25 protein-coding genes and 1 tRNA gene are annotated in these 24,784 nt (G+C 64.7%); 21 read left to right on the forward strand and 5 right to left on the reverse strand.

Annotated features, from left to right (window positions below; genetic code table 11):
• The first annotated feature begins 31 nt into the window (after positions 1 to 31).
• The 13 genes from BN3906_RS04555 to BN3906_RS04610 all read left to right on the forward strand — a co-directional run bounded on the left by BN3906_RS04555 (position 32) and on the right by BN3906_RS04610 (position 16,054).
• A complete protein-coding gene (locus tag BN3906_RS04555; protein WP_066584707.1) occupies positions 32 to 1,429 on the forward strand; it encodes an SGNH/GDSL hydrolase family protein in 1,398 nt (465 codons plus the stop codon).
• 127 nt (positions 1,430 to 1,556) lie between these two features.
• Positions 1,557 to 1,916: a hypothetical protein gene (locus BN3906_RS04560; protein WP_066584709.1), complete on the forward strand. Its 360-nt coding sequence runs from the start codon at positions 1,557 to 1,559 to the stop codon at positions 1,914 to 1,916.
• A gap of 107 nt (positions 1,917 to 2,023) precedes the next feature.
• Positions 2,024 to 2,278, forward strand: coding sequence for a hypothetical protein (locus BN3906_RS04565; protein ID WP_261796837.1), 255 nt, complete (start codon positions 2,024 to 2,026; stop codon positions 2,276 to 2,278).
• Positions 2,279 to 2,290: 12 nt separating this feature from the next.
• On the forward strand, positions 2,291 to 8,014 hold the full coding sequence (locus tag BN3906_RS04570) for a phage tail tape measure protein (RefSeq protein WP_066584713.1): 5,724 nt from the start codon (positions 2,291 to 2,293) through the stop codon (positions 8,012 to 8,014).
• 12 nt (positions 8,015 to 8,026) lie between these two features.
• Complete coding sequence (locus BN3906_RS04575) at positions 8,027 to 9,241, forward strand: hypothetical protein (RefSeq protein ID WP_066584716.1); 1,215 nt, start codon at positions 8,027 to 8,029, stop codon at positions 9,239 to 9,241.
• 10 nt (positions 9,242 to 9,251) lie between these two features.
• The gene (locus BN3906_RS04580) at positions 9,252 to 10,946 is read left to right on the forward strand and encodes a Gp37-like protein (RefSeq protein WP_066584718.1); all 1,695 of its coding nucleotides are present in this window, start codon (positions 9,252 to 9,254) and stop codon (positions 10,944 to 10,946) included.
• 29 nt (positions 10,947 to 10,975) lie between these two features.
• Positions 10,976 to 11,224 (forward strand): phage gene 29 protein family protein, encoded by a 249-nt coding sequence (locus tag BN3906_RS15340; protein WP_367294247.1) that lies wholly within the window; start codon positions 10,976 to 10,978, stop codon positions 11,222 to 11,224.
• Between the two features lie 65 nt (positions 11,225 to 11,289).
• The gene (locus BN3906_RS04585) at positions 11,290 to 11,982 is read left to right on the forward strand and encodes a hypothetical protein (RefSeq protein WP_147592768.1); all 693 of its coding nucleotides are present in this window, start codon (positions 11,290 to 11,292) and stop codon (positions 11,980 to 11,982) included.
• Positions 11,983 to 11,991: 9 nt separating this feature from the next.
• A complete protein-coding gene (locus tag BN3906_RS14390) occupies positions 11,992 to 13,404 on the forward strand; it encodes a hypothetical protein (protein WP_147592770.1) in 1,413 nt (470 codons plus the stop codon).
• A gap of 1 nt (position 13,405) precedes the next feature.
• Positions 13,406 to 13,834 carry a hypothetical protein gene (locus BN3906_RS14395; RefSeq protein WP_147592772.1) on the forward strand — a complete coding sequence of 143 codons (429 nt, stop codon included), beginning with the start codon at positions 13,406 to 13,408 and terminating at the stop codon, positions 13,832 to 13,834.
• A 12-nt stretch (positions 13,835 to 13,846) separates the two neighbouring features.
• The gene (locus BN3906_RS14030) at positions 13,847 to 15,235 is read left to right on the forward strand and encodes a glycoside hydrolase domain-containing protein (protein WP_222705260.1); all 1,389 of its coding nucleotides are present in this window, start codon (positions 13,847 to 13,849) and stop codon (positions 15,233 to 15,235) included.
• Between the two features lies 1 nt (position 15,236).
• Positions 15,237 to 15,653 carry a hypothetical protein gene (locus BN3906_RS04605; protein WP_066584730.1) on the forward strand — a complete coding sequence of 139 codons (417 nt, stop codon included), beginning with the start codon at positions 15,237 to 15,239 and terminating at the stop codon, positions 15,651 to 15,653.
• Between the two features lie 2 nt (positions 15,654 to 15,655).
• Entirely contained in the window at positions 15,656 to 16,054 is a 399-nt protein-coding gene (locus BN3906_RS04610) for a hypothetical protein (RefSeq protein WP_066584733.1), read from the forward strand.
• 88 nt (positions 16,055 to 16,142) lie between these two features.
• On the opposite strand, the gene BN3906_RS04615 is transcribed toward BN3906_RS04610, so the two are convergent.
• From BN3906_RS04615 to BN3906_RS04625, 3 genes are all read right to left on the reverse strand, one after another.
• Positions 16,143 to 16,676 carry a hypothetical protein gene (locus tag BN3906_RS04615; RefSeq protein ID WP_147592774.1) on the reverse strand — a complete coding sequence of 178 codons (534 nt, stop codon included), beginning with the start codon at positions 16,674 to 16,676 and terminating at the stop codon, positions 16,143 to 16,145.
• The gene (locus BN3906_RS04620) at positions 16,673 to 17,005 is read right to left on the reverse strand and encodes a hypothetical protein (RefSeq protein ID WP_066584745.1); all 333 of its coding nucleotides are present in this window, start codon (positions 17,003 to 17,005) and stop codon (positions 16,673 to 16,675) included. Before BN3906_RS04620 ends, BN3906_RS04615 begins: the two co-directional genes overlap by 4 nt.
• A gap of 61 nt (positions 17,006 to 17,066) precedes the next feature.
• Entirely contained in the window at positions 17,067 to 17,465 is a 399-nt protein-coding gene (locus BN3906_RS04625; RefSeq protein ID WP_066584747.1) for a hypothetical protein, read from the reverse strand.
• A gap of 448 nt (positions 17,466 to 17,913) precedes the next feature.
• Here BN3906_RS04625 and BN3906_RS04630 point away from each other — a divergent pair, with 448 nt between their 5' ends.
• The 3 genes from BN3906_RS04630 to BN3906_RS04640 all read left to right on the forward strand — a co-directional run bounded on the left by BN3906_RS04630 (position 17,914) and on the right by BN3906_RS04640 (position 20,210).
• Positions 17,914 to 18,300, forward strand: a complete 387-nt coding sequence (locus BN3906_RS04630; RefSeq protein WP_066584749.1) for a DUF1304 domain-containing protein — start codon at positions 17,914 to 17,916, stop codon at positions 18,298 to 18,300.
• Between the two features lie 25 nt (positions 18,301 to 18,325).
• Positions 18,326 to 19,663 carry a DUF4185 domain-containing protein gene (locus BN3906_RS04635; protein WP_066584751.1) on the forward strand — a complete coding sequence of 446 codons (1,338 nt, stop codon included), beginning with the start codon at positions 18,326 to 18,328 and terminating at the stop codon, positions 19,661 to 19,663.
• 70 nt (positions 19,664 to 19,733) lie between these two features.
• A complete protein-coding gene (locus BN3906_RS04640) occupies positions 19,734 to 20,210 on the forward strand; it encodes a ribose-5-phosphate isomerase (protein WP_066584754.1) in 477 nt (158 codons plus the stop codon).
• A 91-nt stretch (positions 20,211 to 20,301) separates the two neighbouring features.
• Here the strand turns inward: BN3906_RS04640 and BN3906_RS04645 are convergent, their stop codons facing one another.
• A complete protein-coding gene (locus BN3906_RS04645; RefSeq protein ID WP_066584761.1) occupies positions 20,302 to 20,520 on the reverse strand; it encodes a helix-turn-helix transcriptional regulator in 219 nt (72 codons plus the stop codon).
• Between the two features lie 166 nt (positions 20,521 to 20,686).
• Between BN3906_RS04645 and BN3906_RS04650 the strand changes: the two genes are divergently transcribed.
• The 5 genes from BN3906_RS04650 to BN3906_RS04670 all read left to right on the forward strand — a co-directional run bounded on the left by BN3906_RS04650 (position 20,687) and on the right by BN3906_RS04670 (position 23,807).
• The gene (locus BN3906_RS04650) at positions 20,687 to 22,447 is read left to right on the forward strand and encodes a pyruvate dehydrogenase (RefSeq protein ID WP_066584763.1); all 1,761 of its coding nucleotides are present in this window, start codon (positions 20,687 to 20,689) and stop codon (positions 22,445 to 22,447) included.
• A 90-nt stretch (positions 22,448 to 22,537) separates the two neighbouring features.
• A tRNA-Gly gene (locus tag BN3906_RS04655) sits at positions 22,538 to 22,612 on the forward strand.
• Positions 22,613 to 22,988: 376 nt separating this feature from the next.
• On the forward strand, positions 22,989 to 23,186 hold the full coding sequence (locus BN3906_RS04660) for a CsbD family protein (protein WP_066584765.1): 198 nt from the start codon (positions 22,989 to 22,991) through the stop codon (positions 23,184 to 23,186).
• Between the two features lie 28 nt (positions 23,187 to 23,214).
• Positions 23,215 to 23,478: a lipopolysaccharide assembly protein LapA domain-containing protein gene (locus BN3906_RS04665; protein WP_078057105.1), complete on the forward strand. Its 264-nt coding sequence runs from the start codon at positions 23,215 to 23,217 to the stop codon at positions 23,476 to 23,478.
• 29 nt (positions 23,479 to 23,507) lie between these two features.
• On the forward strand, positions 23,508 to 23,807 hold the full coding sequence (locus tag BN3906_RS04670; RefSeq protein WP_066586086.1) for a GlsB/YeaQ/YmgE family stress response membrane protein: 300 nt from the start codon (positions 23,508 to 23,510) through the stop codon (positions 23,805 to 23,807).
• Positions 23,808 to 23,943: 136 nt separating this feature from the next.
• Here BN3906_RS04670 and BN3906_RS04675 read toward each other — a convergent pair whose 3' ends face one another.
• On the reverse strand, positions 23,944 to 24,702 hold the full coding sequence (locus tag BN3906_RS04675) for a hypothetical protein (RefSeq protein WP_066584769.1): 759 nt from the start codon (positions 24,700 to 24,702) through the stop codon (positions 23,944 to 23,946).
• Positions 24,703 to 24,784 lie beyond the last annotated feature (82 nt).

Raw genomic sequence — 24,784 nt, forward strand, 5'->3', positions numbered from 1 at the left:
CTCTGCCACTCGTCCTTAGTTAGGAGGCAGTGTGACGGTTTCTCGCACTGACAAGGTCATTTGCTACGGGGATTCCCAGACCTCCGGGTTCTCGTGGGGCAATCGTCTTCCGGCACTGTCGGAGACGATCACTGAGGCGATCGGCCGTGGTGTCTCAGGCCAGGAGGCAGGCACTGTCGCGGTGCGTCAGGGCGGCATTGTCCTGACCACCACGGCGGCGTGCACGATCCCCACGACGGGGGAGGCGGTGGACGTTCCGGTGTCCTCGTCGGTGGCCCCGTGCAATATCCGCTTCGGCGCGTCTGACATGCCGGTGGTCCTCTCCGGTGTGCGGGGTGTGCTGACGGTGATTGCCACTGCCGACAGCAACGCGACCACCCTGTGGGATCGGTCCCTGGGGGCCGGTACTTTGCGCTTCACCCCGACCACCGCCCCGGCTTCCGAGGTGGCGGTTCCGTCCGGGACGTCGTTCATCTCCCAGGATGTGGCAGACCACCCTGAGTGGGCCGAGTGCCTGCACATCATCTGGGTGGGTGGTAATGACGCCGCGTTCGCCGGGGAGTCCCGTGTCACCGGTGTGGTGTCTGCTGTCACTGCGATGGTCGACCGGCTGCGGGAGACGGTGGATGAGCCGCGGTTCCTCGTCGCTGGTCGGACGACCGGTACGACGAACGTGGAGGGAACGTCGTCGTGGCAGACGGCGGTGGATCAGCATGCCGCGCTGCTCGCCGCGTTTCCGGATCAGACGATCGACATCTGGCGTCACGTGCGTGACAACGGGCTGTCGATCCTCGGCGTTGAGCCGACGCAGGCTGATCTCGACGCTCTGGCGGGGAAGACGGTGCCCCCGTCGCTGACCAGTGACGGATTGCACTACACGACCGCGACCCGCGAGCAGGTGCTCGCACCGTACATCATCTCTGAGCTTGCTGCCCGGGGATGGACCACACCGAAAGCTGAGGTGATTCCCATGCCCGACTACACGCCGAAGACTGATTGGGTGGCGGGTGCTGAGGTTGATCATGACCATCTGAATGCGCTGGAAGGCGCTCTTGGTGGCGTCATTGAATCTGCCTCGTCCGCTGCCCAGGGTGTCGCTGATCTGCGAGCAGCAACCACTGCTGAGCTTGCTAAAAAAGTGTCTTCAAGCACCGCAAAGAACACCGTGTACGGCATAGGTGCCGATGGGGCAGCATACCAGTACCCCGTAGGAGCTTCGACGAAAGCCGCCGGAAGCCTTGCTATGCGTGGCACGGATGGTGCAACGAGGGTTGGGCCTGCGACTCTCGAAGATCATGCGGTCCCGAAAGCGCAGATGGACACGGCCTTGTCCGCGAAAGCGGACTCGGCCGACGTGCCCACGCTCGCTGATTTCAACGCACTGGTCGCCCGTGTGACCGCTCTCGAAACTCCCCCCTCCGGGGAGTGAGCAGCGGGCCCGGGGAATCTTGGCGGGTCGCCCCGGGCCCACCCTCTCGACCATTGACCCGCCCCACGTTTTCACACCCCCGCACCGTCCGGTGCCGGGGGTTTCCTCATTTGAAAGGACCTGCCACATGTCTGCAATCAATCTTGACGAGATCCTCGCCCAGCGGGCGGAGGCCACCGGCGCTACCGAGGGGCGCGTCCCCTTCGAGTTCAAGGGCGAGACCTTCACCTTCAAGGACCCGATCGCCCTGTCCCAGGAGGAGCAGGACGACATCGATGACGCCGCTGAGACGAATGACGGTGAGATCATCGCCCGGGCCTGGATGGGCGACAAGGAGTACGAGAAGTTCGCCAAGGCCGGTGGCACGGGGATGATGTTCATGCTCGTCATCAAGCGCAACGCGGAGTTGACCGCGGGGGTTGACGCTGACGGTCGCCCTACACGGTCGAATCGCTCCTCGCGTCGTGCGGCGGCGCGGAGGCGCTAGAGGCTGCCCTCGACCGCGCATACCCGGGCTGTGACTACATGGCTCGGTATTGGCGGGGCGAGATCACCCTGCGGAAACTCCGTGTCCTTACCCAGGGGCTCCCGCCCGTGGGACCGCATTCACGCCACACTGCCGAAGGACGTGAGTACAGCCTGACCGACGCACTGCTGTGGTCGGTGCTGTGGGCCCTGCAGTCGAACACGGTGGTCACCGCCCAGGCTGCGGGGGCGAAGAAAGCGAAAATGCCGGCCGATGAGATGCCGGAATACCCCTGGTCACGCCCTGAGAAGAAGGGCCAGTTGGTCGGCGACCTGGGCGATTTCGACCAGGAGGAAGTCCTCGACTTCCTCGACAACCTGTGAGAGGAGACTGCCATGTCCGGTGTGTGGGTGCCCGTGCTCGCCAGCATGAAGGGTTTCATCGCTGAGGTGGAGAAGGGGGCCGGGCAGGCGTCGAAGTCTGCGGGAAAGTCTTTGGAGAAGGGCCTGTCTGATGCTGGTCGGACTGGTGGCCAGTCGGCGGCGGATGAGCTGGCGAAGGCTGTCGGTCAGGCGTCGTCGAAGGTCGCCGCGGCGAGGAAGAAGGAGGCCGGCGCTGCTGCGGACCTGCAGGTCGCGGAGGAGCAGTTGGCACAGGTGCGGTCGAAGTCGGACGCGTCGGCGTCTGAGCTCATGGCCGCGGAGGCGAAGGTTGAGGACGCTCGCCGCCGGCAGGAGGCCCTGTCAGCACGTCTCGGCGCTGCGGAGAAGGATCTGCAGGCTGCCCGCGAGGGTGGTGAGACGCGTGTGCAGGGGATTGTGTCGGCGGAGAACCGTCTCGAGGATGCTCGTCTGGCCGCGCAGACCGCGGCGGAGAAGGTCACGGTCGCTGAGCAGAAGGCCCAGGATGCCCGGGAGGTCGCGTCTGCCGCGGCGTCGAAGGTGGAGGCTGCGGAGCGTCGGCTCGCCCAGGTGAAGTCTGAGGCGGGTGAGGGGTCGAAGGAGGCTGAGCGGGCTGAGCGTGAGCTGGAGTCTGCGAGGAAGGCTGCTGATCGTGCTGCGGTGAATGTGGAGAAGGCTGAGGGCAATATCCGGAAGGAGCGTGCCCAGGCTGCGACGGCGTCGGAGAAGGCTGAGGTTGCGGAGCTGCAGCTGGATGCGGCTCATGACAAGGTCGCCCAGTCGTCGAAGCGTGCATCGTCGGAATCGGAAGGCCTGTCTGGAGCCCTGGACGGGGTGGAGGGTGCAGCGGATCTCGCTGCCGGCGCTATGGGCGCCCTCGGTCTGGCGATGGGCGCCCAGGAGATCATGGACTCCGCGGGCGCGATTTCCCAGGTCAACAACCAGTTGGGGTTGACCGGTGACGCGGCGACCGCTATGGGCGACCAGGTCGGCGATGTGCTCAGGTCCGGCATTGCGGGGTCGACGGAGGAAGCGGCCGGCGCGATCGGGTCACTGAACTCCCAGTTCGGGTGGCTCGGTTTCGAGGGGGAGCAGACTGCCCAGGACCTGGCGGACAACTTCCTGGCGTTCTCGCAGACGTTCGGGACGTCGATCGAGGAGGCCACGCAGACCGCGGGCCAGCTGATCCAGAACGGTCTCGCAACCGACGTGGAGCAGGCGGCGGATCTGATGACCGCGGCGATGCAGCGTGTGCCCGCCGCGATGAGGGATGAACTACCGGAGATCATCAACGAGTACGGCACGAACTTCCGCGCCTTGGGCTTCTCCGGCGAGGAAGCGTTCGGCCTGCTCGTCGCCCAGGCGGACAAGGGCAAGTGGGCGCTCGACAAGACGGGCGACTCCCTCAAGGAATTCACGATCCGCGGGTCTGACATGTCGAAGACCTCGGTGGACGCCTACGGGGCGATCGGTCTGTCTGCGGAGGAGATGTCCAGCAAGATCGCGTCCGGCGGTGAGGGTGCGAAGGATGCTCTGAAGCAGGTGGCGGATGGGATCCTCGGGATCGAGGACCCTGCCACCCGGGCGAATACGGCCATCGCCCTGTTCGGTACGCCGCTGGAGGACCTGTCGGTTGACCAGATCCCCGAGTTCATGGAGTCCCTGTCCCAGGGCGTGGGCGGGATGGAGGGCTTCTCCGGGTCGTCGCAGGCCATGGCTGACCAGATCTCCGACAGTCTCGAGGGCCGGCTGAATGCGCTCAAGGGAACGCTGACAGATGTTGCGACGAACGGGTTCATGGCCGCGTGGGATGCGGTGAAGAAGTTCGTCGACATCCTCGGCCCGTTCGCTCCGGTGCTCGGCGCCGTGGCCGGTGGCGTGGGAGCGATGGTGACCGCTCTGGGTTTGATCGCGGGTGCGATGAAGCTCGCGGCGGTGGCGACGACGATCTGGAACGCTGCCCTGGCACTGAACCCGATGGTGTGGGTTGCCGCTGCGGTGATCGGCGTGGTGACCGCCCTGGCCCTGTTCTTCACGAAGACGGAGGTGGGCAAGCGGGTGTGGCAGGGGCTGATGGATGCCCTGTCCGCGGCGTGGGAGTGGATCAAAGGTGTCTTCGGCCCCGTCTTCTCCTGGCTTGGTGATGTCATCTCGGGAGTGTGGGACGGGGTCAAGCGCGGGTGGGACATCCTGTGGCAGGGGATCCAGACCGCGTGGAACTCGGTGCTGAAGCCCACCTTCGATGTCCTGTGGCAGGTCGTGTCCACGACCCTTGGTGTGATCGGGACGGTTATCCTCGCCCCGCTGATGATCGCGTGGAACATCCTGTCAGCGGCGATTTCCGCGGGGTGGAACAATGTGATCAAGCCGGCGTGGGATGCTCTCTCGTCCGTGGCACAGTGGCTGTGGAACTCGGTTCTCATGCCTGTGTTCGGGTGGATCAAGCAGGGCTGGGAACTCCTCGCCCAGGGGATCCAAACCGTGGTCGACACGATCATCAAGCCCGCCTGGGACGCTGTCGGCAATGCCCTGCGCTGGCTGTGGGACAACGTCGTCTCCCCAGTGATCGACTGGATCAAGAGCAAGTGGGAGGACATGGCCCGCGGATTCCAGATCATCTGGGAGTCCGTGATCAAGCCCGCGTGGGACGCCCTGGGCAATGCACTGCGTGCCCTGTGGGACAACGTGGTGTCCCCGGTCGTGGACTGGATCAAGGGCAAGTGGGACGAGATGGGCAATGCCGTCAACACGGTCGTGGAGACGGTGGCGAAGCCCGCGTTCGAGGCACTGAAGAACGCCCTGCAGCGGGTCCGGGATTTCTTCGGAGACGTGGTCAACGGCATCAAGTCCGTGTGGGACGGGCTACGGTCCGCCCTGGCGAAGCCGATTAACTTCATGATCAACACGGTCTACAACGACGGCATTTTGAAGGCCTGGAACACGATCGCGAAGTTCATTCCCGGGCTGAATGAGGCTGGTGCCTTGTCCGGCATTCCGGAGCATGCGACCGGTGGTGCGATCCGTGGGCCCGGCAACGGCACGTCGGATGACGTGCTCATGTGGGGGTCGAATGGTGAGCACATGATGACCGCGAAGGAGGTGCAGGAGCTCGGCGGGCAGTCGCACGCGTACGCGATGCGGGCGATGATCCGCGCCGGGAAGGCCTTCACCTTCGATGGTAAGGGTGGTCTGATAGCCCTGCCGAATCACACGGACAATCGTGCCGGTGATCTGGCGGGTGCTGCCCCGGGCCTGTTCCTCCCCGCGTTCAAGGACGGTGGCGAGATCCGCCCTGCCTGGGAGAAGCAGCTGGAGAACGGTCACCGTGCCGCGAAGATGCGTGACGGACACCCGTACACCTGGGGTTTTGAGGACTGTTCGGGATACATGTCGATGATCGCTGACGCGATTATCAACGGTGGTGACGGTGTTCGCCGCTGGGCTACCAGCTCGTTCCCCGGTGGTCAGCCGTGGGTCCCCGGACTTGGTGAGGGATTCTCCGTGGGTGTCCACGATGATCCGGGTGGCCCTGGCGGTGGTCACACTGCTGGCACTCTGACTGGTGTTGGACAGTACTCGACGGTGAATGTTGAGTCTGGTGGTGCCCACGGCAATGTGGCCTATGGTGGTCCCGCTGCCGGTGCTGATAGTTCACAGTTCGTGGGAGTTCACCCTGGCCAGTTCCACCTTGCCATTGGCGCTGACGGAGCGTTCGAGTCCGCTGGTGGGCCATCTCCTGCGCAGAAGCAGAGCTTCCTGCGGGACAAGGTCGAGGAGGTGTTCGGCAGCATTCTCGACCCGATCGCCTCCTCGATTGAGGGTGTGATCGGAGCTCCCCCGCCTGAGTGGTTGGGGATTCCCCGCAAGGCGATGGATGCGTCTAAGGACAAGACGATCGACTTCATCTTCAACCGGATTGATGATCTCGGGAACCTGTTGGGCGGCGCCTATGACAAGGCGAAGGACATCGGGTCCGCGATCGGCGATGTGGCGTCCACAGTGTGGAACGGCACGGTCGGGCGGCTTTTCGACACCGGCGGGATTCTCGAGGATGGTGGCGTGGGGGTGAACCGTTCGGGTAAGCCCGAGCGTGTCCTGTCCCCGTCCCAGACCGAAGCATTCGACGAGCTGGTGCGTCTGCTCCCTGCCCTCCTGTCCGGTCAGGATGGGGGTCGTGGTGTGGAGCTTCTGCGCCAGCTGGTGGGGTCGGATTCCCCGTCGGGGAGTGTGGATTCTGCCACGGCCTCCGGGTCGTCGGTGGGGTCTGCGGGTGCGTCTGACAACACCTTGTCGGGCATGGCTGGTGGCACTGCCGGTGGCCTGGTGTCTGAGGCCGTGTCAGGTCAGGTTGCGGATTTCCTCGGCGTGTTCGGTGTCCCTGACACGGTCCCGTCGTGGATGGTGGGCGCTGGCGAGTGGTCGAAGGAGATGCAGGCCGGTGGCCGCAGGTTCTCTGACCACTTGGCAGGTAATGACACTGCGGAGGATGCGACAGTGCAGGCCGCCGCTGGCGTGGAGCCCGCGGTGGTGTCCACAGCATCGACGGAGGTCCAGCCTGCCCCGTCCGCGTATGAGCCTGCCCCCTTGTACCAGGACCTGGATGAGATTGATCCTGACCGTCACAAGGTACCGGAGTGGGGCGAGCCGTTCTTCACTCATGAGATTGCGCGGAATGCGCAGGATCATGGTCTGCCGGCGTCAGGTGCAAAGATTGGTGTGGCGACTGCCCTGGTGGAGTCGGGTGACCCGATGAAGATGTGGGCGAACAATGCGGTTCCGGAGTCCCTAAACTTCCGCCATGATGCGGTGGGCAGTGACTACGACTCGGTTGGCCTGTTCCAGCAGCGTGACAATGGTGCGTGGGGCACGGTCGCCGACCGCATGGACCCCTACCGGTCGGCTGGAATGTTCTTCGACGCGATGCTTCGGAAGTTCCCGAACTGGCAGTCGATGGACCCTGGAGCTGTCGCCCAGGGCGTGCAGGTCAGTGCTTTCCCTGACCGGTACAACACGAAGATGTCCCGTGCTCAGGAGCTCGTCGACAGCACTGGCCTGTACGACCAGGGCGGTGTCCTCGACCACAAGAAGCTCGCGCTGAATCTCTCCGGCAAGCCCGAAGCGATTCTCACGAACGACCAGTGGACGGCCATCGACCAGCTCGGGTCGTCCCTGTCCTCGACCGCCGGGTCCGCTATCTCGGACCTGGTCGAAGGCGGCGTCGGCGCTCTCGGCGGTATCGCCTCCGGTGCCCTGCAGGCCGGCGGTGGTGCGCTCGGTGCGGCAGCGAACGCTTTCGTCCCCGGGTCGGGCGCGATCATCTCCGGCGCAGCGTCTGCTGCTGCTCCCCTGGTGGAGACCGGGGTCAATGCGGCCGGCTGGTACGCGGGGCAGGTCGGTCAGGGGTGGATGGATGCGTGGCTCACTGCTGGCGAGCAGGTGTTCGGCACTGCGTTCGAGCCGGTGAAGGATGTCATCGGGGTGCTGCAGGATCCGGAGAGTTTCGGCGATTCGGAGATTGCGGAGATGGTCCGCTCGGTGGCGGGGGATATTCAGTCCCTGCCTGGGGTGGACATCTCAGATGTGACTGTGGATCAGTCCACGTCTGGTGGGCGTGGGGGTCAGTCGGCTCCGGTGACGATCGTGGTGCAGAACCTTGATCAGGCTTTCGAGGCGAAGAAGCATCAGGAGGCCCGTGAGGCTTGGGGATTCATCAGATGATAGGAGGCTGGAATGTCTGTTCGGGCGCTGCGTAAGGATCTGATCATCCGGTATGTGGGTGTGGACGGGTCGATCTGGCACCTGTCTGATCAGAGGAACCAGGGCGGGGCGGAGGGTGTGTGGCTGGATCAGTCGCAGGCTGGTCTGCTCACGGATGCCCCGGTGTCGACTGTGTGGGATTCGACTGCGAATCAGATCGGTGGCACGTTCCGCGGCGTGAGCTTTGACGCCAGGGATGTGTCGTTCCCGGTGATGATCCTGGACCGCCCTGATGAGCGGTGGGGCAGTATCGACTCCCGGTGGAGGAAAGCCTGGAGCTACCGGGAGGACGGGGAGATCGAGGTGGAGGACCCGTTCGGCGGGGTCCGGCGTCTCAAGGTCCGCCTGTCCGCCACCCCGGAGCAGGATTTCTCCGAGTCGTCGGGGCAGAGGCGTGGTGCGTCGCGGATTCTGATGCACTGTCGTGCGCAGGATCCGTTGTGGTCGGAGACGACGGTTACTGAGCCGTGGCGTTTCGATGGGGTGCACTGGACGGGAAGCGTCACGGTGACGAATCCGACTGATATGGACATGTGGCTCAAGTGGGCTGTAGCAGGGCCGGCGAGCTTCATTCTCCCCGATTTCTCGTTCGAGGAGCGGGAGGGCTGGCCCGGGTACGAGGACCGTGGGCGGCGGGTGATCCTGCCGCATGTGCGGTACCAGGAGGCCGCGGTGGTGGACTCGGATCCGACGGCGGAGCAGCTGATCATCCTGGGCCGCCCGAACGCGTGGATGCTGCTGGAGAAACCACTGCTGTACCCGGTGCCGGCGTACACACCGCCGACCGAGATCCCCATCGCAGTGAACCCCCTGCCCCTACTCCCGGACCTGTGGCACACACTGAACATCCCCTGGGACATGCCAGTCGACTTCCTCGTGAAGGTGGCGGAGACCCTGACCAGTGTCCTGTCCCCCCTGGGCACGGACACGATCTTGTCGTGGACCGCGGATGACATTGCGGTGAAGATCCGTGAGGCGATCGTGTCCGCCGCGGATTGGTGGGGTGACCATTTCGGCGTGGTGGGGGAGTGGGTGGAGACCCTGCTGAATGCCCTGTCGCAGTCGAAGATCGCTGAGCTGATCGCGGATGCGTGGGGTACGGCGTGGGGGTCGGTGGCGAACATGGCCGGCAGTGGTCTGCAGGTGCGGATGGAGCGCCGGTGGACTCGGGCTTATGGGTTGGACTGAGGAGGACACAATGTCTGCACCTGTGCAGGATGCGGTGGAGCTCGCGAACCTGGACGCGTACCTGGATGAGGTGTGGGCTGAGGCGAAGGCTGAGGCTGATGCCCGTGCGGCTCGCCGGCGGGAGCGGCCGCTGATCCGCCTGTGGGACGGTGACTGGAACTTCCGCGGAGTCGTCAGTGGTGAGTACGACTTCCAGTGCGAATGGAAGTACAACGACATCGGGGCGGCGTTCATCACCCTGCCGCCACAGCATCACCTCGCACAGTGGGCGATGGCGCACTGGGACCGTAAGACGAAGAACATCCACGTCACGGTCGACAAGTCCCGTGACGGGCAGGATGCACGGTGGGGTGGCCGGTGCGAGTCGGTGAAGCTGACGGAGAATGAGGACGGCACCTCTTCGGTGGAGCTGCGGTTCCTGCATGATCTGAAGGACCTCGAGGCGATCCTGTGCTGGCCGAACCCGTTCCTCCCCGCAGGCGTCCAGTTCCCGAAGAGCTTCTTCCTCGGCGGTCCGCTGAAGACGGTCCTGAAGACGACACTGCTGTGTAATCTGATGCGCTTGCATGGGAACATGTGGCAGCTCCCTGATGATCCGCTGGATCCGTCGACGTGGGCGGAGGGGCTGAAACCGTGGGATTGGTCGATTGTGGTGGCCCCGGGGTCGATCCTGCTGGACGATTCCCAGTGGGGCGTGATCAACAGCAGGATGAAGACGTTCATGGAGGCCGCGGCACCGGCTCTCGCTGACGCTGGACTGATGATCGACTGTCGACGGTGGCTCACCGGGGATCCGAAGCCGAAGGGCTGGATCGGCCCGATGCGCAACGGACAGCTCGTGGTGGACATCGTGGACAAGTCCGGAGTGTTCGAGCAGTCCGCGTTGGGCGGGACGCTGGCTGGGGGCATGGTCCGGACGGTGACGAAGATGGCGGACAACGTTATCGACGATGTGATCACCGTGGTGGCGAACCCGGTCGTGCCCGTGGAGAACGCCCTGAGCAAGTTGATGGGCACGGCCCCCACGTACCCATGGGTCGTGTTCCGCAACGGCCCGGGTTCCCAGTTGGTGTCCGGGTCGTGGACGTGGACGCCGGCGACGGTAGCGCAGATCACCGCCGGCGGGCAGTCCGCGCCGGGAGTGAACTCTGCGTTTTCGATAGTGACGCAGTTGGTCGGGAACCTGGTCGGGGCGGTGTTCCTGATGCAGGGCGCGGGCAACATTCTGGACACGGCGATCAAGCCCCTGTACGAGGACGTGTTCCTCGCGTTTGGCAGCGTGAAGTCGCCGTTGCGGACGATGGAGGCCGGGTGGAGTTACTACCACGAGGGCTGGGCTGAGGGGTCCGGCACCGCGTGGTCGTTCAGTGGGATGATCGCGATGCGAGAAGCGTTCTGGAAGACCCGGTCCCGCGACTTCGCGGAGATCGACGTCCGGGACGGTACGCCCTACACCTTGGGTGATCTGGGGCGTGGGCACCTGTGGTTGGGGGATCGTGCCGGTGTGCTGCTGGACAACATGCCGGACAAGACGTACCCGGTGTTGCAGTGCACGTCGATCACGTTCGCCGGGTCTCGGGACCAGCCACCGGCGTTGAAGTGCAGTTTCGGTGACCCCAGGATCGACCAGTCACCGATCACTCGTTTGCTGAGCCAGTCGAAGGGGTTCTTCGAGGCTCTGAAAGAGACAGGAGTGTGGGCATGAGGATTCCGATTGATCAGCAGAAGGCGGACATGTCTGATCCGGCGCAGCATTTCGGGTGGGCGTTGTCGTCGATTCCTCCGGCGGAGGGGTCGCCGCCGGGCACTCCGAGCTTGGTGCTGCCGGTGCTGTACTTGCCGGTCATTTCTGGGCACCTGTGGCGGGCGGGGTTTCGGCATCATCCGGAGTTGCAGGTGATTCACCAGGAGGTTGATCCGCGTGCGTCCCTGCGGTCTGCGGGTGTGAGTTGGGTTGATGGTGCTCCGGGGTGGTTGTCGTGACGGCGCCGCAGGGTCAGTTGCCGGAGGGTGCGATCGGGGTTGATGGGCTGCGGGGGTTGCAGTCGATGACTGAGGATTCGGTCAGGTCGTCGATGCGGTCCCCGTTTGATTCTCTGATCTCGGACTTGCAGTCGAAGATGCAGACTGGTCTGGTCGGGGGGATCGCGAAGCTGGTGCAGGGGATTGTGCTGCCCGGGTTCGAGGTGCACCAGGAGTTCGCTGACCACCAGCTCGAGCTGAATGGCAGGGTGGATCTGCTCACTGGTGTGCGCGGCTACGCGCAGGCGTACATGTCCAGGAATCTGGACAGCCGTCTCGGGCTGAACAACTACCGTGACATGGCGTTTGATGCGCCGTACGGTCCCACTCTCGGCGCTCACCTGTACAACGGTGGGATCGTGTTCGAGGAGGCTGGGCTGTGGACTGTCTCTGGGTTGGCGACGGCCCGCCCGACGGCGTACTCGGCGGAGTGGGGGTCGTCGGATGGTGTGGCTGTGACGGTGCAGATTCGTGACAGTGCGTGGAATGTGGTGTCTCAGTTTGTTGTGGATCAGTTCTGTGGTGGGGCGAGGACTGGTGTGGTGTGGTCGTTGCCGGTGGTGATTGCGGAGGCGGGGATGGCTGTGACTGTGCAGTCGTGGACGTCGCGGTGGCGGTGGTGGGACGGGGGGACGCGGTATTCCCGTCTGGCTGTGGTGAAGCACGATAACCGTCCGGTGAATCCGGGGCAGGCGACGGTGCCTGATGAGACGACGTAGGAGGTTGTCATGACGGTGGTGAAGGGGAATTTCCGGGACATTGCAGGGGCGGATGCTCAGGGTTGGGTGATCCTGTCGAGTGTGTTCATGCGCCCGTCTGAGGTGTCGCCTGGGGTGATGGTGACGACGGCCCGGCACAAGATCAAGATGCAGGGCGGATTGTGGACGTCACCGGAGTTGGACCCGGGTCCGATGTTGGTGGAGTTGGATGCTGCTGGTGTGTCGAAGCGGTGGGAGATCACGGTTCCGCTGGATGGTGAGCATGAGTTCGCTGATTTGGTGGATGAGCAGGTGGATTATTCGCCTGAGGTGGTGTCTCGTGCGCAGGCTGCTGCTCGTGCTGCTGCGGCGTCTGCGACTGCGGCGGCGGAGTCTGCTGCTGTGGTGGGTTCGGCTGAGGCGGTGTTGTCGGCGGCTGAGGCGGCTGAGGTGTCGCGTGTTGGTGCGGAGGATGCGCGTGGTGCTGCTGCTGCGTCTGCGACTGCGGCGGCGGTGTCTGCCACTGCTGCGTCCGAGTCTGCGGTCTCTGCTGACTCCTCTGCCACTTCTGCGTCCGAGTCTGCGGCAGCTGCGGAGGCGGCGGAGGAGTCCGCGACTGCTGCGGCCAATGCTGCTGACTCGGCAAACCGCTCCGCGCAGAACTCCTCGGGGCTGGCGACCACGCAGGCCACACTAGCCGCATCATCCCGTGATGAAGCGGCCCAGGCCGCAAATAGTGCCATTGACGGCTATCTCGGTGCCAAGGCGTCCGCCACTGCCGCGTCCGATTCTGCGGCGGCTGCCGCGTCGTCTGCTGCCCTGGCACAGTCTGCGGCGTCGGTCGCTGCGGATGATGTGCGGGATGAACTGTCGGGGCTGGTGTCCACGGCATCTGGTCACGCGTCGGATGCTGCGGATTCTGCTGCTGCGGCGGCCCAGTCCGCGCAGGACGCGGCGAGTGTGGTGTCGGATGGTGTTCCGGACGCGTCCACATCAATGAAGGGGAAGGTGAAGCTTGCCGGTGATTTGGGCGGCACTGCTGATTCTCCGACGGTTCCGGGACTGGCTGGCAAGTCTGATGTGGGGCATTCGCATGCGATTTCGGATGTGACTGATTTGCAGTCCACGTTGGATGGGAAAGTGTCCACGGTGGGCACAACTTCCCGGGTTTATGGTACGAGTTCGACAGGTTTGCAGACCACGTATCTTCTTGGCGGCACTAATGCGGCGTCGGGGACAATAGCGTTCCGCACGACGGGTGGCGCGATTGTGACGGGCGAGCCGACTGCAGATAATCATGCTGCGACGAAAGCGTCAGTGGAGCGTCGCCCTGCCCTATTCTCCGGGCCGGGATACCCTCCCTCGACGCTCACCGGCGCTGTGGTTGGGGATTGGTGGTTGAATACAACCACTATGGAATTGTGGAAGATCACGGGGGTGTGACATGGCGACGTCAATAGAATTCGTCGGAAAACTTGGCGGTGGACTGGCATGGAATAAAGTCTCCGGGGCTCAAAAGACGATCAATTACAGCGATTCGCTGGATGCCCGGGTGCTGGTGAAAACTAACCTAACCGTCGGAAAACTCTACATTCTTGCAGCTCGGTACAATTATATTTCCGGGACTCCTGGTACAAACTCGAAACTGTATATCGGAGAGAATAGGAATGTTGGATCGACGACCACCGAGAACTGGTCGATGACGGGTACCGGCCCTGTTACTCAGGGTAAGCATTTCTACGAGTTCGCTATCGTGCAGAAATTGTCCGGCAATGGTGAAGTATTTGTGCAGTTTTCTCCACAGTACAATTCAGGAACCCATACTCTCTCCGCCGACTTGTATTATTCGGAGTTTGGCGACATTCCAGAATAGAAAGGGGGAATGATGGCTACTGTCATTGATTTCTCTGCCGCTTTTCCGAAAGCGGCTGACATTAAAGCAGCAGGCCACGAGGGTGTAGTGGCGTATGTTTCGCCGCCTCGTGAGCTGTGGATGAAAGCGAAGCCGCTCACCAAGGCCGTGGCGGACGCCTACCGTGCTGCGGGGCTGAAGATAGGTGCGGTCTGGCAGTACGGCGGGGCTGGCAATCCCGACGTGCTCAGGGGTGCCGCCGGGGGTCGTGCTGACGCACTGGCGGCTGACGCTCAGCTGAAAGCAGTGGGCCTCGCCGGTCACCCCGTGTTCTTCGCCGTGGACTTCGACATCACTCTCGCACAGTGGAATGCCACTGCGGTGCAGTACTTCCGGTCTGCGTGCGACGTCCTCGGACGGCAGCGAGTCGGAATCTACGGGCACAGTAGGGCGGTCGCGTGGGCACAGGAGGACGGTGTTGTCGCTGACCTCGGGGGAGGCCGGTGCCTCGGCTGGGTCACCTCGTCATGGTCGCAGGGGGACAAGGCGGCCGACTACGCGGTTCTCTACCAGGGGACGCACAATGTGCCCGGCCCGAGTGGCGTGCAGGTCGACATCAACACCGTCTACGCGTCGGAGTGGGGGCACCGGCCTATCCCCACACCTACCGTGGACCTGACCAAGCTCCCCCGAGTGGACCAGACGCTCTGGCTCAACAAGCACTACACGCCCGGGAGGGGCGGGAGGCGGATCAAGTACATTGTCCGCCACCACAACGCCGGCATCCTATCAATCCAGGGCTGCTGGAATGTGTGGCAGACACGCGAAGCCTCCGCCCACTACCAGGTGGAAACCACTGGCCGTGTCGGGCAGCTCGTCAGGGACGAAGACACCGCATGGCACGCCGCCGACCAGACACGCAACCAAGAGTCCATCGGCATCGAACACGCCAACAGCGCCGGGGCCGCACAGGACTGGCCGATCAGTGACGCGACGATCACCGCCGGCGCACACCTCGCCGCCGAACTGTGCATCAAGCACGACCTCGGACGGCCCGAGTTCGGGAAGAACATCAGGGACCACAAGGAGACAGGTGCGACCGCGTGCCCATACCACCTCGCCGCAGGTGGCAAGTACCACGAGAAGTGGATGCGGGCGGCACAGGCGCACTACGACACTCTCACCAAACCAGCGGCGGTAGTCGCACAGGAGGATGACATGTTCACCGATTACGACCGGGAGGCACTGCTCGACGTCAGGGCAATGCTCCAGACATTGTGCGCCCAGGACATGGGCGACCCCGGGGTGACCGGGCCCTACGGCGGCTGGCCGCAGACCGGCGGCAGAACCCGCACCGACATCCTCGCCGCAATCGCAGCGAAGCTCGGCATCACCGGCACCACCGACACGAAGGAGGCCTGACATGGCCGAGAAGAAGACCATCAAGAAGCCGCAGGCCTGGCAGGTCCGGAAGATCATCTACGGGCTGGCCGCCATCCTTGTCGGAGTGCTCGGCTGGGCCGGAGTCCTCTCCGACATCAAAGCCGACCAGATCATGTCCCACGTGGACCAGTGGCTCCCAATCCTCCTGGGCGTCCTCGCCCCTGCACTCGCAGCGTCGAAGACCCATGAGGGGAGTGACAGTACGGCCACGGAGGCTGATGTGGAATCCGCTACCGCCACCGTCGCGGATCGGGTGCAGGACGCCGTGCGTGACGCACTGACCACCGTCGCGAGCATTGACCCCGCGCAGATCGGGCAGGCTGTCGTCACCGCCATCCGGGCCGAAGAGCGCGGAGACCACGACGCCACCAACACCGACTACGTGTACGGGAGGTGACCATGGACCCCGTCACAATCGGAGCAATCATCGGCGGAGCAGGAACCGCCTTAGGCGGGGTCGTCGCAGCCGTCCAAAAATCCAGGTCAGCCGCAGTCGACGCCGCAGAATCCGCCGTCAGCGTCGTCAAATCAGCCATGGACACCCAAGGCGAAACCGTCACATCCCTACAGCGCCGGGTGGATGACCAGGGTGCCAGGCTCACAGACTCTGAGCGGCAGATCACCCGCCAGGCGGAGCGGATCACCGACCTCGACCAACGCCACGGCGTGGCCATTGACCACATTGCCCGCCGTGAGGACGCGGCAGACGAGCACCTGGGCACGGTCCGCCCCGCATGGCTGCCACAAATCCCCGACCTCATCCGCCCCGACGTGGACGCCGCGAGACGACCACGATAGTATCCCCCGTAGCTCCCCACTCCGATGGGGATGATCCGGTGTCCTTGTCAGGACGGATCTGCTCCCCACTCGCGTGGGGCTTGGCCCCCTAGTCTTCGGACTGGGGGGCCTTTTTTCGCGTCCACGTGCCGATGGTCGCCTGTGACATGCCGGTGATCTTCGCCAGCCTGTACGCGGTGGAACCGGCTTTGTGCGCGGCGATGACCGCATCCCGCTCCGCGTGCTTCGCCTGTTTCAGCTCATTGGCGAGCCGCTTCCTGCGTCGCGCTGCGTCCCGTGCGACGGTGAGCCGTGATCCGAGGATGGCCGGCCACTCCTCCATGAAAGTCACCAGGGCGTCGGCAAGCTCGTCCCAGGTCTGCCCGTCGATGGTGAGGTCCAGGACCTCCCCGTCTGCGCGGGTGGCCCGCACCCCTCCTGTCTTCCCATTCAGTGGGGCATCCCAGATCGGTGTGCCGTCAGGATAAGCGCAGAAATCGAGGGTGAGGGTCACGCCGGGGAGGTCCACCGTGGTGTGCGCCGGGGCGTCTGCCAGGGCTGAGCGGATCTTCGGCTCGACATCTGACCGGTCGGCGATGGTGTCGGGCATGAGGTCCAGGTCGAGGGGGAGGTCGGTCATCATGCCACCGCCTGACGGGCGGCCTTGGCAGCGGCGGTGAGCAGCCGGGGGTGCTCCGGGTGCCGGACGGCCGCGTCAAGGTCGGCGAGAATGTCCGCGTCGATGTGCTCGCGGGCGGTGGCCTGCCAGTAGCAGCCGTGGGCGTCGGCCCAGTCGGACTCGGCGACGGTGCGCCAGTGGGTGGCGTCCACTTTCTCGGCAGTGGACAGGTCGGGGTCAGCTTTCGCTGCTGCGGCGGCCGTGGTCGCCTCGTCGAGGGCGCGGCTGGTGTTGACCAGGCGGTAGGCGGCGAGCACGACGGTCTCGGTGGGGGTGGGGATGGAGTGTGCCATGGTGATGATCCTTTCAGGTAGTGGTGCAGTGCGCCTCACGGCCAGTGCAGGGGGGTGGGTGCTAGGCGCGAGCGCGGATCTTAGCGGCTGCGCCCGGGGCCATCGAGTCCGCGCCGTATCCGTGGATGGTGGGGTAGTAGGAGATCTTGAGCCGGTCGATGAGTGCGGACGCCTCGGAGGTGGTGAGGGTGCTGAGGTCGCAGGTCTGGTCAGTGACATTCGCTGCCCAGTCCTCGTCGCGGATCCGCTCGGCTGCTGCGATGATCTCCGGGTCGGCCATGAGTGCTTCGCGGGCGTCTGCGCGTCCGACGCCGGGGTGAGCGGCGCGGTATTCCTTGATCCTCCCGCCGGCGATCTCGAAGGCGATCTGCTCGACGCTCCACTGGTAGTCGTCGCGCATGGTGAGGGTGTCCGTGTTGCGGAGGTCTTCGATGAACTTGGCCTGGGCGGTGGTGGTCATGGTGTCCTTTCTTGGGGGGGCTTTCCCTCTCTGTCTGACACTCATACTACACCATGTGAAGTACTACGCAAGCCTCAGTACGAAGAATCTTTCGTGATGTGCGTCACTCAGACACGACCCCCACTGACACCTGCCGGCGGGGGTCCTTTTTCGTCTCTCCGGCCCCCGCCGCGGGGGAGGGGTTTGCCCTTATTTGCCCTCCGCAGACATTGGACACCCCAGATTCTCCAGACGAGCAAGACATTTCAGAACGCTCTGACCTGCATGGATGCAAAACCCGCTGGTGGCGAGACCCACCCATTTCTTCGAGCTGAAGCGCTCCAGGACCGAGGACCCGGACGCCACGAGGTAACAGCCCGCACCTTTCACCATGCCGGTCACCGGTCGGATAGCATGGCGGTCCGGATGCCGTGCCCTCAGAGCCGGCGCAGTGAAAGGTGAAACTTCCATGCTCGTTGTCGGGTCAGTTCTTGCCGTGCTCGCGGCTCTTCTCCACGTGTTCATCTTCTACCTGGAATCGGCCGGGTGGACGGGTCCCCTGGCTGCGAGGGTTTTCGGCAATACACCTGAACAGGCGGAGTCCACCCGCGAGATGGCCTTCAACCAGGGTTTCTACAACTTCTTCCTCGCGGTGGAGACCGTGGTGGGTGTGATTTTCCTCATCGCGGGTTCCACCGGCATCGGCGCAGCACTGGTCCTCGCGGGTACCGGGTCAATGCTCGCGGCCGCGACTGTTCTGCTGGTGACATCCCCGGACAAGCGGTCCGCCGCGGTGAAGCAGGGGGCGTTCCCCCTGCTTGCTGTGGTGTTCACCGTGGTCGGGCTGCTGGTCTGACCCGGTCGGGGCGGCGGGTTCAGCAATGGTGAACCGGAGGATCCATGTCTCGGCCGGCAACGGTGGACAGGACACCGGCCGGTTGCAGGGCCGGGGGAACAACCACCCCACCGACCGGTTCGCGGTGAAGGGCACTGACCTGGGCTACCTGTTCAGTGGTGGCGGGGGAACCTGGGTCGGGGGACTGTTCGGGGACACCTTCAACAAGCCTGATCCGCGGGGTCCTGTCCCACCGGGCGGTGACCTGTGGCGCAGTCCGGTCATGGGAAGGACGACCAACCGTGACTTCCTCACCCGCGGCATTGTCTGGGACAGTTTCGTGGGAACCGACGAATCCGGGGGAGTGGCCCGCGAGGTCTTCCCGTACCGGCATATCGGTGACCGGGGGCGTCTGCGGTCCGGTTCTGCGGACGCTTTCACCATCATCCCCGACGACGCCGTCGAGCTTCCGGACGGAACCTACCTCGCGTGCGGGTTCAGGGTCCGTGACTGGGCGACCGGGGCGACGCAGGCGATGTGTCGCACGGTGGGCAACATGTGGTTCCGCAGCACAGACAGGGACGCCTCGACCTGGTCGCCGGCCGAGGTGACAGGCAGGGCGGCGGGCAGAGGGGGCATCGCTCTTGAGTGGGGTCCGGAGGACCGCAGGGGCCGCTACTTCCAGAACGCCTCGCTGGTCATGGTCCCGGGAGATGACCACCTCTATGTCTTCGGGTCCCGTGAGGGGCGCAAGACAGGTACAGGGAGAGAGGCGGACGGGGTCTGTCTGAGGCGGGCTCCGTGGCAGAGGTGCCTGGATCCCGGCGCATGGGAGTACCGCGGGTTCTCGAGGGGCCGGTGGCGGTGGGGGCGCCGTGTCCGGCCCACGCCCCTGTTCGGTCCGGTCACCCCGGGCGGACACATCGGCGAACTCAATGTCCGCTACATCGCCGGCCGTCTCGTCCTCAGCTACGTGGATGCGACGCTGGGCGCCGTGTCCCTGACCGCGGAGCACCCGGACGCGCCCTGGTCCGGTCCCACCGTCACGGTGGCGAGGCACAGGTCGCCCGCCCTGTACGCGCCCTCCGTGCACCCCTGGACCACCGACCCGGAGAACACCTACCTGCACCTGTCGTCCTGGCTTTCCGTGCCCGACGTGGAGACCGGGGAGCCGGTGACGGTGAATTACTGCACCGAAGGGTGGGAGGTGTCGGTTGTCTCGGACACCGGCACTCCCGGCACTCCCGGTACTCCCGGTACTCCCGGTCCCGACACCTCCTCCCTGTCCCCGGAGGAGCGTGACCGGACGGTCAGGAGGATTCTGGCGGCGTCCGCCGAGGCGAACCCGGATACGGCGCCGCTGCCGGTGCCGGAACAACCGTGAGCGACCCGCCCGGGGGTGGCTGCCAGGGCCCCGGACCAGCCGGTGAACGGCGTCCGATACACTCACTGACATGCGTATCTACCTCGGCGCCGATCACGCCGGTTTCGACATGAAGAACATCATCGCCGACCATCTCCGTGCGAAGGAGGGCATCGAGGTCGTGGACTGCGGTGCGCACACCTACGACGCCGCAGACGACTACCCCGCGTACTGCATCGAGGCGGCCCGCCGCACCGTCGCTGACGAGGGCTCGCTCGGGATCGTCCTCGGTGGGTCGGGCAACGGGGAACAGATCGCGGCGAACAAGGTGCCCGGTGCCCGGTGTGCGCTCGCCTGGTCGGTGGAGACCGCCAAGCTGGCACGGGAGCACAACAATGCCCAGCTCATCGGGATCGGGGGCAGGATGCACTCCGAGGAGGAGGCTCTGGCGATCGTCGACGCCTTCATCTCCCAGCCGTGGTCGGGGGAGGAGCGCCACCAGCGGCGTATCGACATTCTGTCGGAGTACGAGCGCACCGGGGTGGCACCGGCACTTCCCGCCGAATAGGGCGCGGTACGGCGGTGTGCGGGGTCTGTGCGTGGGATCTGGCGCCCCGCCGGGGCCCTGTACCCCGTCGGGCCCTGCACCCTGCTGACGGTCAGCTGTCCCGGTTGCGCTTCCTGCGCCCGGCAGCCCATTCGGTGACCTCGGTGGAGTCCCACAGTGTCAGTCCGTGCAGTTTCGCCACCGGCTCCGGAGCACGGCCGCGTGTCGCGTAACTGGTGAAGGTACCCCGGGCCGTCCCCGAGAACTCGGCGCACTGCTGGGCGGTCCACAGGTCATGTCCGGTGTCCGCGTCGATGATCGTCGGTCGCATGATTCCTGATCGTACCGCCTGCCGGCACGGCCACCCCCTGTTCCGGTGCCGCTGAGGAGCCGTCGGGCAGCCGTTGAGGCGCCGGTGGCGTCCTTCTGACTGCGTTCTGCCTGCTGTTCCCGGGGTACGGATGCGGTCCGACCTCAACGCGGCTAGGGTCGGGCCCATGGCACGTACCTACGCAGAACAACTCGTCGACGCACTGGAGGCTCAGGGTGTCCGCCGCATCTTCGGTCTCGTCGGTGACAGCCTCAACCCCATCGTCGACGCCGTCAAACGCAGCAGTATCGAATGGTTCCACGTCCGCAATGAGGAGGCGGCGGCCTTCGCCGCCGGCGCCGAGTCTCTCGTCACCGGGCGTCTGTCGGTGTGTGCCGGCTCCTGCGGCCCGGGAAACACCCACCTCGTCCAGGGGCTCTACGACTCCCACCGCAACGGGGCGAAGGTTCTGGCACTGGCGAGTCACATTCCCTCGCAGTTCATCGGATCCCACTACTTCCAGGAGACCCACCCCGAGGCACTGTTCCGCGAGTGCTCCGGCTACTGCGAGATGGTGAACTCCGCAGCCCAGGGTGCGACGATCCTCCACCACGCCATCCAGTCCACGATGGCGGGCAACGGTGTGTCCGTGCTCGTCATCCCCGGGGACATCGCCTCCGACCCTGCCGTGGACTCTCCCCAGCTGGACTCCGAGATCGCAGCGGAGAAACCGGTCATCCACCCTGCGGCCTCCGAGCTCAGGGCTCTGGCGGACGCCGTGAACCGCGCCGGGAAAGTCACCATCTTCGGTGGTGCGGGCTGTGCGGGGGCGCGTGAGGAGGTGTTCGCCCTCGCTGAGAAGGTGAAGGCGCCGGTGGGCCACGCCTACGGTGGCAAGGAGTTCCTGCACTACGACAACCCCTACGACGTCGGCATGTCGGGCCTGCTGGGCTACGGCGCGTGCTCGGACGCCTTCGAGGACGCCGACCTGCTCATCCTGCTGGGCACCGACTTCCCGTACTCCGAGTTCCTCCCACGGCACACGGAGACCGCCCAGGTGGACATCAAGGGCGGGAACATCGGACGACGTACCGCAGTGAAGTACCCGGTCACCGGCGATGTCGCCGCGACAATTCGCGACCTGCTCCCGCTCATCACGGAGAAGACCGACTCCTCCTTCCTCGAGAGAATGCTGAAGAAGCAGGCGTCCAACCTGGAGCACGTGGTGGCCGCGTACACGAAGAACATCGAGCACCACACTCCGATCCACCCCGAGTACCTCACCTACATCCTCGACGAGCTCGCTGACGAGGACGCCGTGTTCACCGCGGACACGGGCATGTGCAATGTGTGGAATGCCCGCTACATCAGCCCGAACGGCAGGCGGAGGCTGTTGGCGTCCTTCCGGCACGGAACGATGGCCAACGCCCTGCCACAGGCCATCGGGGCGTCCGCCGGGACCGACGGGAAACGTCAGGTCATCGCCATGTGCGGCGATGGCGGCCTCGGGATGCTCCTGGGCGAACTACTGACGGTGAAACTGCACGAGCTGCCCCTCAAGGCGATCGTGTACAACAACTCGACCCTGGGCATGGTGAAGCTGGAGATGCTCGTCGAGGGGCTCCCGGACTTCGGTACGGACCACGAGAAGGTCGACTACGCCGCCATCGCCGAGGCCTGCGGCATCAAGTCCTACCGCGTCGAGGATCCCAGGGACATCAGGAGGGTGCTCACCGAGGCCCTCGCCTACGACGGTCCGGTACTCGTCGACGTGGTCACCGATCCGAATGCCCTGTCCATCCCGCCGGAGATCTCCCTGGAGCAGGTCGCCGGTTTCACCAGGGCGGCGACGAAGACGGTGCTCGAAGGTGGAGTCGGCAAGATGCTGGAACTCGCCAGGTCGAACCTGCGCAACATTCCCCGCCCTTCCGGTTTCCGGGGACTGTGACCGTCACCCGCCCTGTCCTGCGGAGTTGCGGTGACGGGGTGGTGTTGGTGTATTGTCATTGGCGGATTCCCGCACAGCGGGGCGCCGCAGGGGAATGTCGTATAGTGGCTAATACCTCAGCCTTCCAAGCTGAAGACGCGGGTTCGATTCCCGTCATTCCCTCCACGTGAAAGATGCCGTTCCTCCCATAAGGGAGGGGCGGCATCTTCTGCATGCAGCACTTGTGTCGGCGGGCCCGGAGGTTCGGGCGGGTGCGGGCGGTGGGGTCCCGGCTGTCGTGTGTCCTCCGTCCGTCTTCCGCACGTCTTCCGTGCGTCTTCCGTGCGTCGGAGGTGTTCAACAAGAAGGTCAGAAGCTAACCCGTATTTCATCCGAGTAGCAGTTGACTCACTTTCACCTGTGTATTGTCACATGTGCTCAGGTTTGAGGTGCGAAAAACTCGATATAACAGTTGCATAACAATTTGCGAAAACTCGACAAGGGCGGGAGTTTTCTCTCTACAGTCGAAGCTGTACATGTTCACCACTCGAGAGGACCTCTCATGGGAATTGAAGACAAGTTCAAGAACTCTGCCGAAGACCTGACCGGCAAGGCGAAGGAAGCTGCCGGCGACGTCACCGACAACGACCAGCTCAAGGGTGAAGGCAAGGCGGACCAGGCCAAGGCCAGCGTCAAAGACGCCGTCGAGAACGCGAAAGACAAGATCTCCGAGGGAATCAACAAGATCACCGGAAACTAGTTCCGACCACGGAAAGGAAGGATCCGCGATGACGACTGCGCGACAAACTGCTGCACCACCGGAAAAGCGCGGATCGGCGGGCATCGTGATCGCCACCGCCGTGATCGTTCTCGCGATTGCGGCACTGGCCATTCTGGTCGCCCAGAACACCGACCAGGTCGATATCGGATTTCTCGGCTGGGAGTTCGCCTTCCCCCTGTCCGTCGGACTACTTGTCGCCGCTGTCGGCGGCGCGGTCCTGGCATTCGGGATTTCGGTCCTGATCGTCGTCCGGCGCAGGTCGCGTAGGTGACCGGACAGTCATTCAAGAACGGAGAACCAATGGACAGCAACACACTGATCCTGGCGGCGGGGTCCGCCCCTGCACTCGGCTTCATCGGATGGGTCATCATCGGCGGCCTCGCCGGATGGATCGGTTCGAAGATCATGAAGACCGATGAGCAGATGGGTCTGATCCTCAACATCGTCGTCGGTGTCATCGGCGGTTTCCTCGGCGGCTGGCTGCTGACCCTGTTCGGGGTCGACGTCGCCGGCGGCGGCTGGATATTCAGCTTCCTCACCTGCCTGCTGGGCGCGGTGATCCTGCTCTGGATCGTCGGGCTCGTCACCAGGAAGAGGTAGCGGGACAGTCCGTCACCGGCCGGCGTCCGCCCTCCGGTGCGCACCGGTGGCGGTCCTGCCCGTCAGACCCTCCTCCGTCCCCGCAGGGGAGCCGGAGGAGGGTTCTTCCGTACCCGGGACACCCCGCCCGGGAGGTCTACCAGATCCCCAACACCGTACGGATGTTCTCCTGGTTCACCCGGGCGAGCAGGGCCGCGCGTCCTGCATAGTCACGGGGAAGATACGCCTCCGGCGACCTGGTCCACTCCTGGCCCGAGAGCTGGTCGTACTCCGAAGGCATCTCAACGTCGGAGAGCGCGAAAGCGTGCAGCCCGTTGACCCTCGAGGTGTAGGTGGACCTCCACAGATGGTCCTGGAACGCGATGACCCCCACCGTCGCCGTCGACACCGCCGCCCCCATCTCCGAGGCGACCTGGGCGGCGACCCCGTCGGTGGACAGGTAGGTGACCGTACCGTCCGGGTTCTTCACCGGATTGATGACGTGGACGCCCTCGAGTCCGTACCGGGTGGTCAGAACCTCGGCGATCTCGAACTGTGCGGAGACGGGGATGTCACGACCGTCGAGCGCCCGGACGACCGACGCCGCGAGCTCTTCGTTGACCGGGCCGGGGGAGACAATGCCCCGGTCAGGATCGTCACCTTCCTCGATTCGCGTGCCGAAACTGTAGGCGACGAGTGTGTCCACCTGCGCGGAGGGACGTGAAGGCGCGGTCACAGGGTTGAAGTCGGTGGCAGGAACGCCCGACGACAGTGCGACTGACGGTGAGGATCCGGCGGTGGCTGCGGGGACGCCGGGGACCGGCTCCGGTGTGGTGGCAGATGCGGTGGTGACGGTCAGGGCGGACACTGCTGCGAGCGAGGCGAGGGCGAGGGTGGTGGGCCGGGCGGCTTTCACGGGGTTTCCTGTCGTTGGAGGATTACGGCGTCCTCCCGGAGGTTCCGGGTGCGCACCACGGTCCGTGTCACCAGGCAGGTCA

This window comes from Corynebacterium provencense (genome assembly GCA_900049755.1).
Lineage (GTDB): Bacteria > Actinomycetota > Actinomycetes > Mycobacteriales > Mycobacteriaceae > Corynebacterium > Corynebacterium neomassiliense.

What these genes read in the sequence shown, in the direction of transcription:
- BN3906_RS04560 (WP_066584709.1), top strand. Translation starts at nt 1,557, where the DNA reads ATGTCTGCAATCAATCTTGACGAGATCCTCGCCCAGCGGGCGGAGGCC.
- BN3906_RS04570 (WP_066584713.1), top strand. Translation starts at nt 2,291, where the DNA reads ATGTCCGGTGTGTGGGTGCCCGTGCTCGCCAGCATGAAGGGTTTCATC.
- BN3906_RS04575 (WP_066584716.1), top strand. Translation starts at nt 8,027, where the DNA reads ATGTCTGTTCGGGCGCTGCGTAAGGATCTGATCATCCGGTATGTGGGT.
- BN3906_RS04580 (WP_066584718.1), top strand. Translation starts at nt 9,252, where the DNA reads ATGTCTGCACCTGTGCAGGATGCGGTGGAGCTCGCGAACCTGGACGCG.
- BN3906_RS15340 (WP_367294247.1), top strand. Translation starts at nt 10,976, where the DNA reads ATGTCTGATCCGGCGCAGCATTTCGGGTGGGCGTTGTCGTCGATTCCT.
- BN3906_RS04585 (WP_147592768.1), top strand. Translation starts at nt 11,290, where the DNA reads ATGACTGAGGATTCGGTCAGGTCGTCGATGCGGTCCCCGTTTGATTCT.
- BN3906_RS14390 (WP_147592770.1), top strand. Translation starts at nt 11,992, where the DNA reads ATGACGGTGGTGAAGGGGAATTTCCGGGACATTGCAGGGGCGGATGCT.
- BN3906_RS14395 (WP_147592772.1), top strand. Translation starts at nt 13,406, where the DNA reads ATGGCGACGTCAATAGAATTCGTCGGAAAACTTGGCGGTGGACTGGCA.
- BN3906_RS14030 (WP_222705260.1), top strand. Translation starts at nt 13,847, where the DNA reads ATGGCTACTGTCATTGATTTCTCTGCCGCTTTTCCGAAAGCGGCTGAC.
- BN3906_RS04605 (WP_066584730.1), top strand. Translation starts at nt 15,237, where the DNA reads ATGGCCGAGAAGAAGACCATCAAGAAGCCGCAGGCCTGGCAGGTCCGG.
- BN3906_RS04610 (WP_066584733.1), top strand. Translation starts at nt 15,656, where the DNA reads ATGGACCCCGTCACAATCGGAGCAATCATCGGCGGAGCAGGAACCGCC.
- BN3906_RS04615 (WP_147592774.1), bottom strand. Translation starts at nt 16,676, where the DNA reads ATGATGACCGACCTCCCCCTCGACCTGGACCTCATGCCCGACACCATC.
- BN3906_RS04620 (WP_066584745.1), bottom strand. Translation starts at nt 17,005, where the DNA reads ATGGCACACTCCATCCCCACCCCCACCGAGACCGTCGTGCTCGCCGCC.
- BN3906_RS04625 (WP_066584747.1), bottom strand. Translation starts at nt 17,465, where the DNA reads ATGACCACCACCGCCCAGGCCAAGTTCATCGAAGACCTCCGCAACACG.
- BN3906_RS04630 (WP_066584749.1), top strand. Translation starts at nt 17,914, where the DNA reads ATGCTCGTTGTCGGGTCAGTTCTTGCCGTGCTCGCGGCTCTTCTCCAC.
- BN3906_RS04635 (WP_066584751.1), top strand. Translation starts at nt 18,326, where the DNA reads ATGGTGAACCGGAGGATCCATGTCTCGGCCGGCAACGGTGGACAGGAC.
- BN3906_RS04640 (WP_066584754.1), top strand. Translation starts at nt 19,734, where the DNA reads ATGCGTATCTACCTCGGCGCCGATCACGCCGGTTTCGACATGAAGAAC.
- BN3906_RS04645 (WP_066584761.1), bottom strand. Translation starts at nt 20,520, where the DNA reads ATGCGACCGACGATCATCGACGCGGACACCGGACATGACCTGTGGACC.
- BN3906_RS04650 (WP_066584763.1), top strand. Translation starts at nt 20,687, where the DNA reads ATGGCACGTACCTACGCAGAACAACTCGTCGACGCACTGGAGGCTCAG.
- BN3906_RS04660 (WP_066584765.1), top strand. Translation starts at nt 22,989, where the DNA reads ATGGGAATTGAAGACAAGTTCAAGAACTCTGCCGAAGACCTGACCGGC.
- BN3906_RS04665 (WP_078057105.1), top strand. Translation starts at nt 23,215, where the DNA reads ATGACGACTGCGCGACAAACTGCTGCACCACCGGAAAAGCGCGGATCG.
- BN3906_RS04670 (WP_066586086.1), top strand. Translation starts at nt 23,508, where the DNA reads ATGGACAGCAACACACTGATCCTGGCGGCGGGGTCCGCCCCTGCACTC.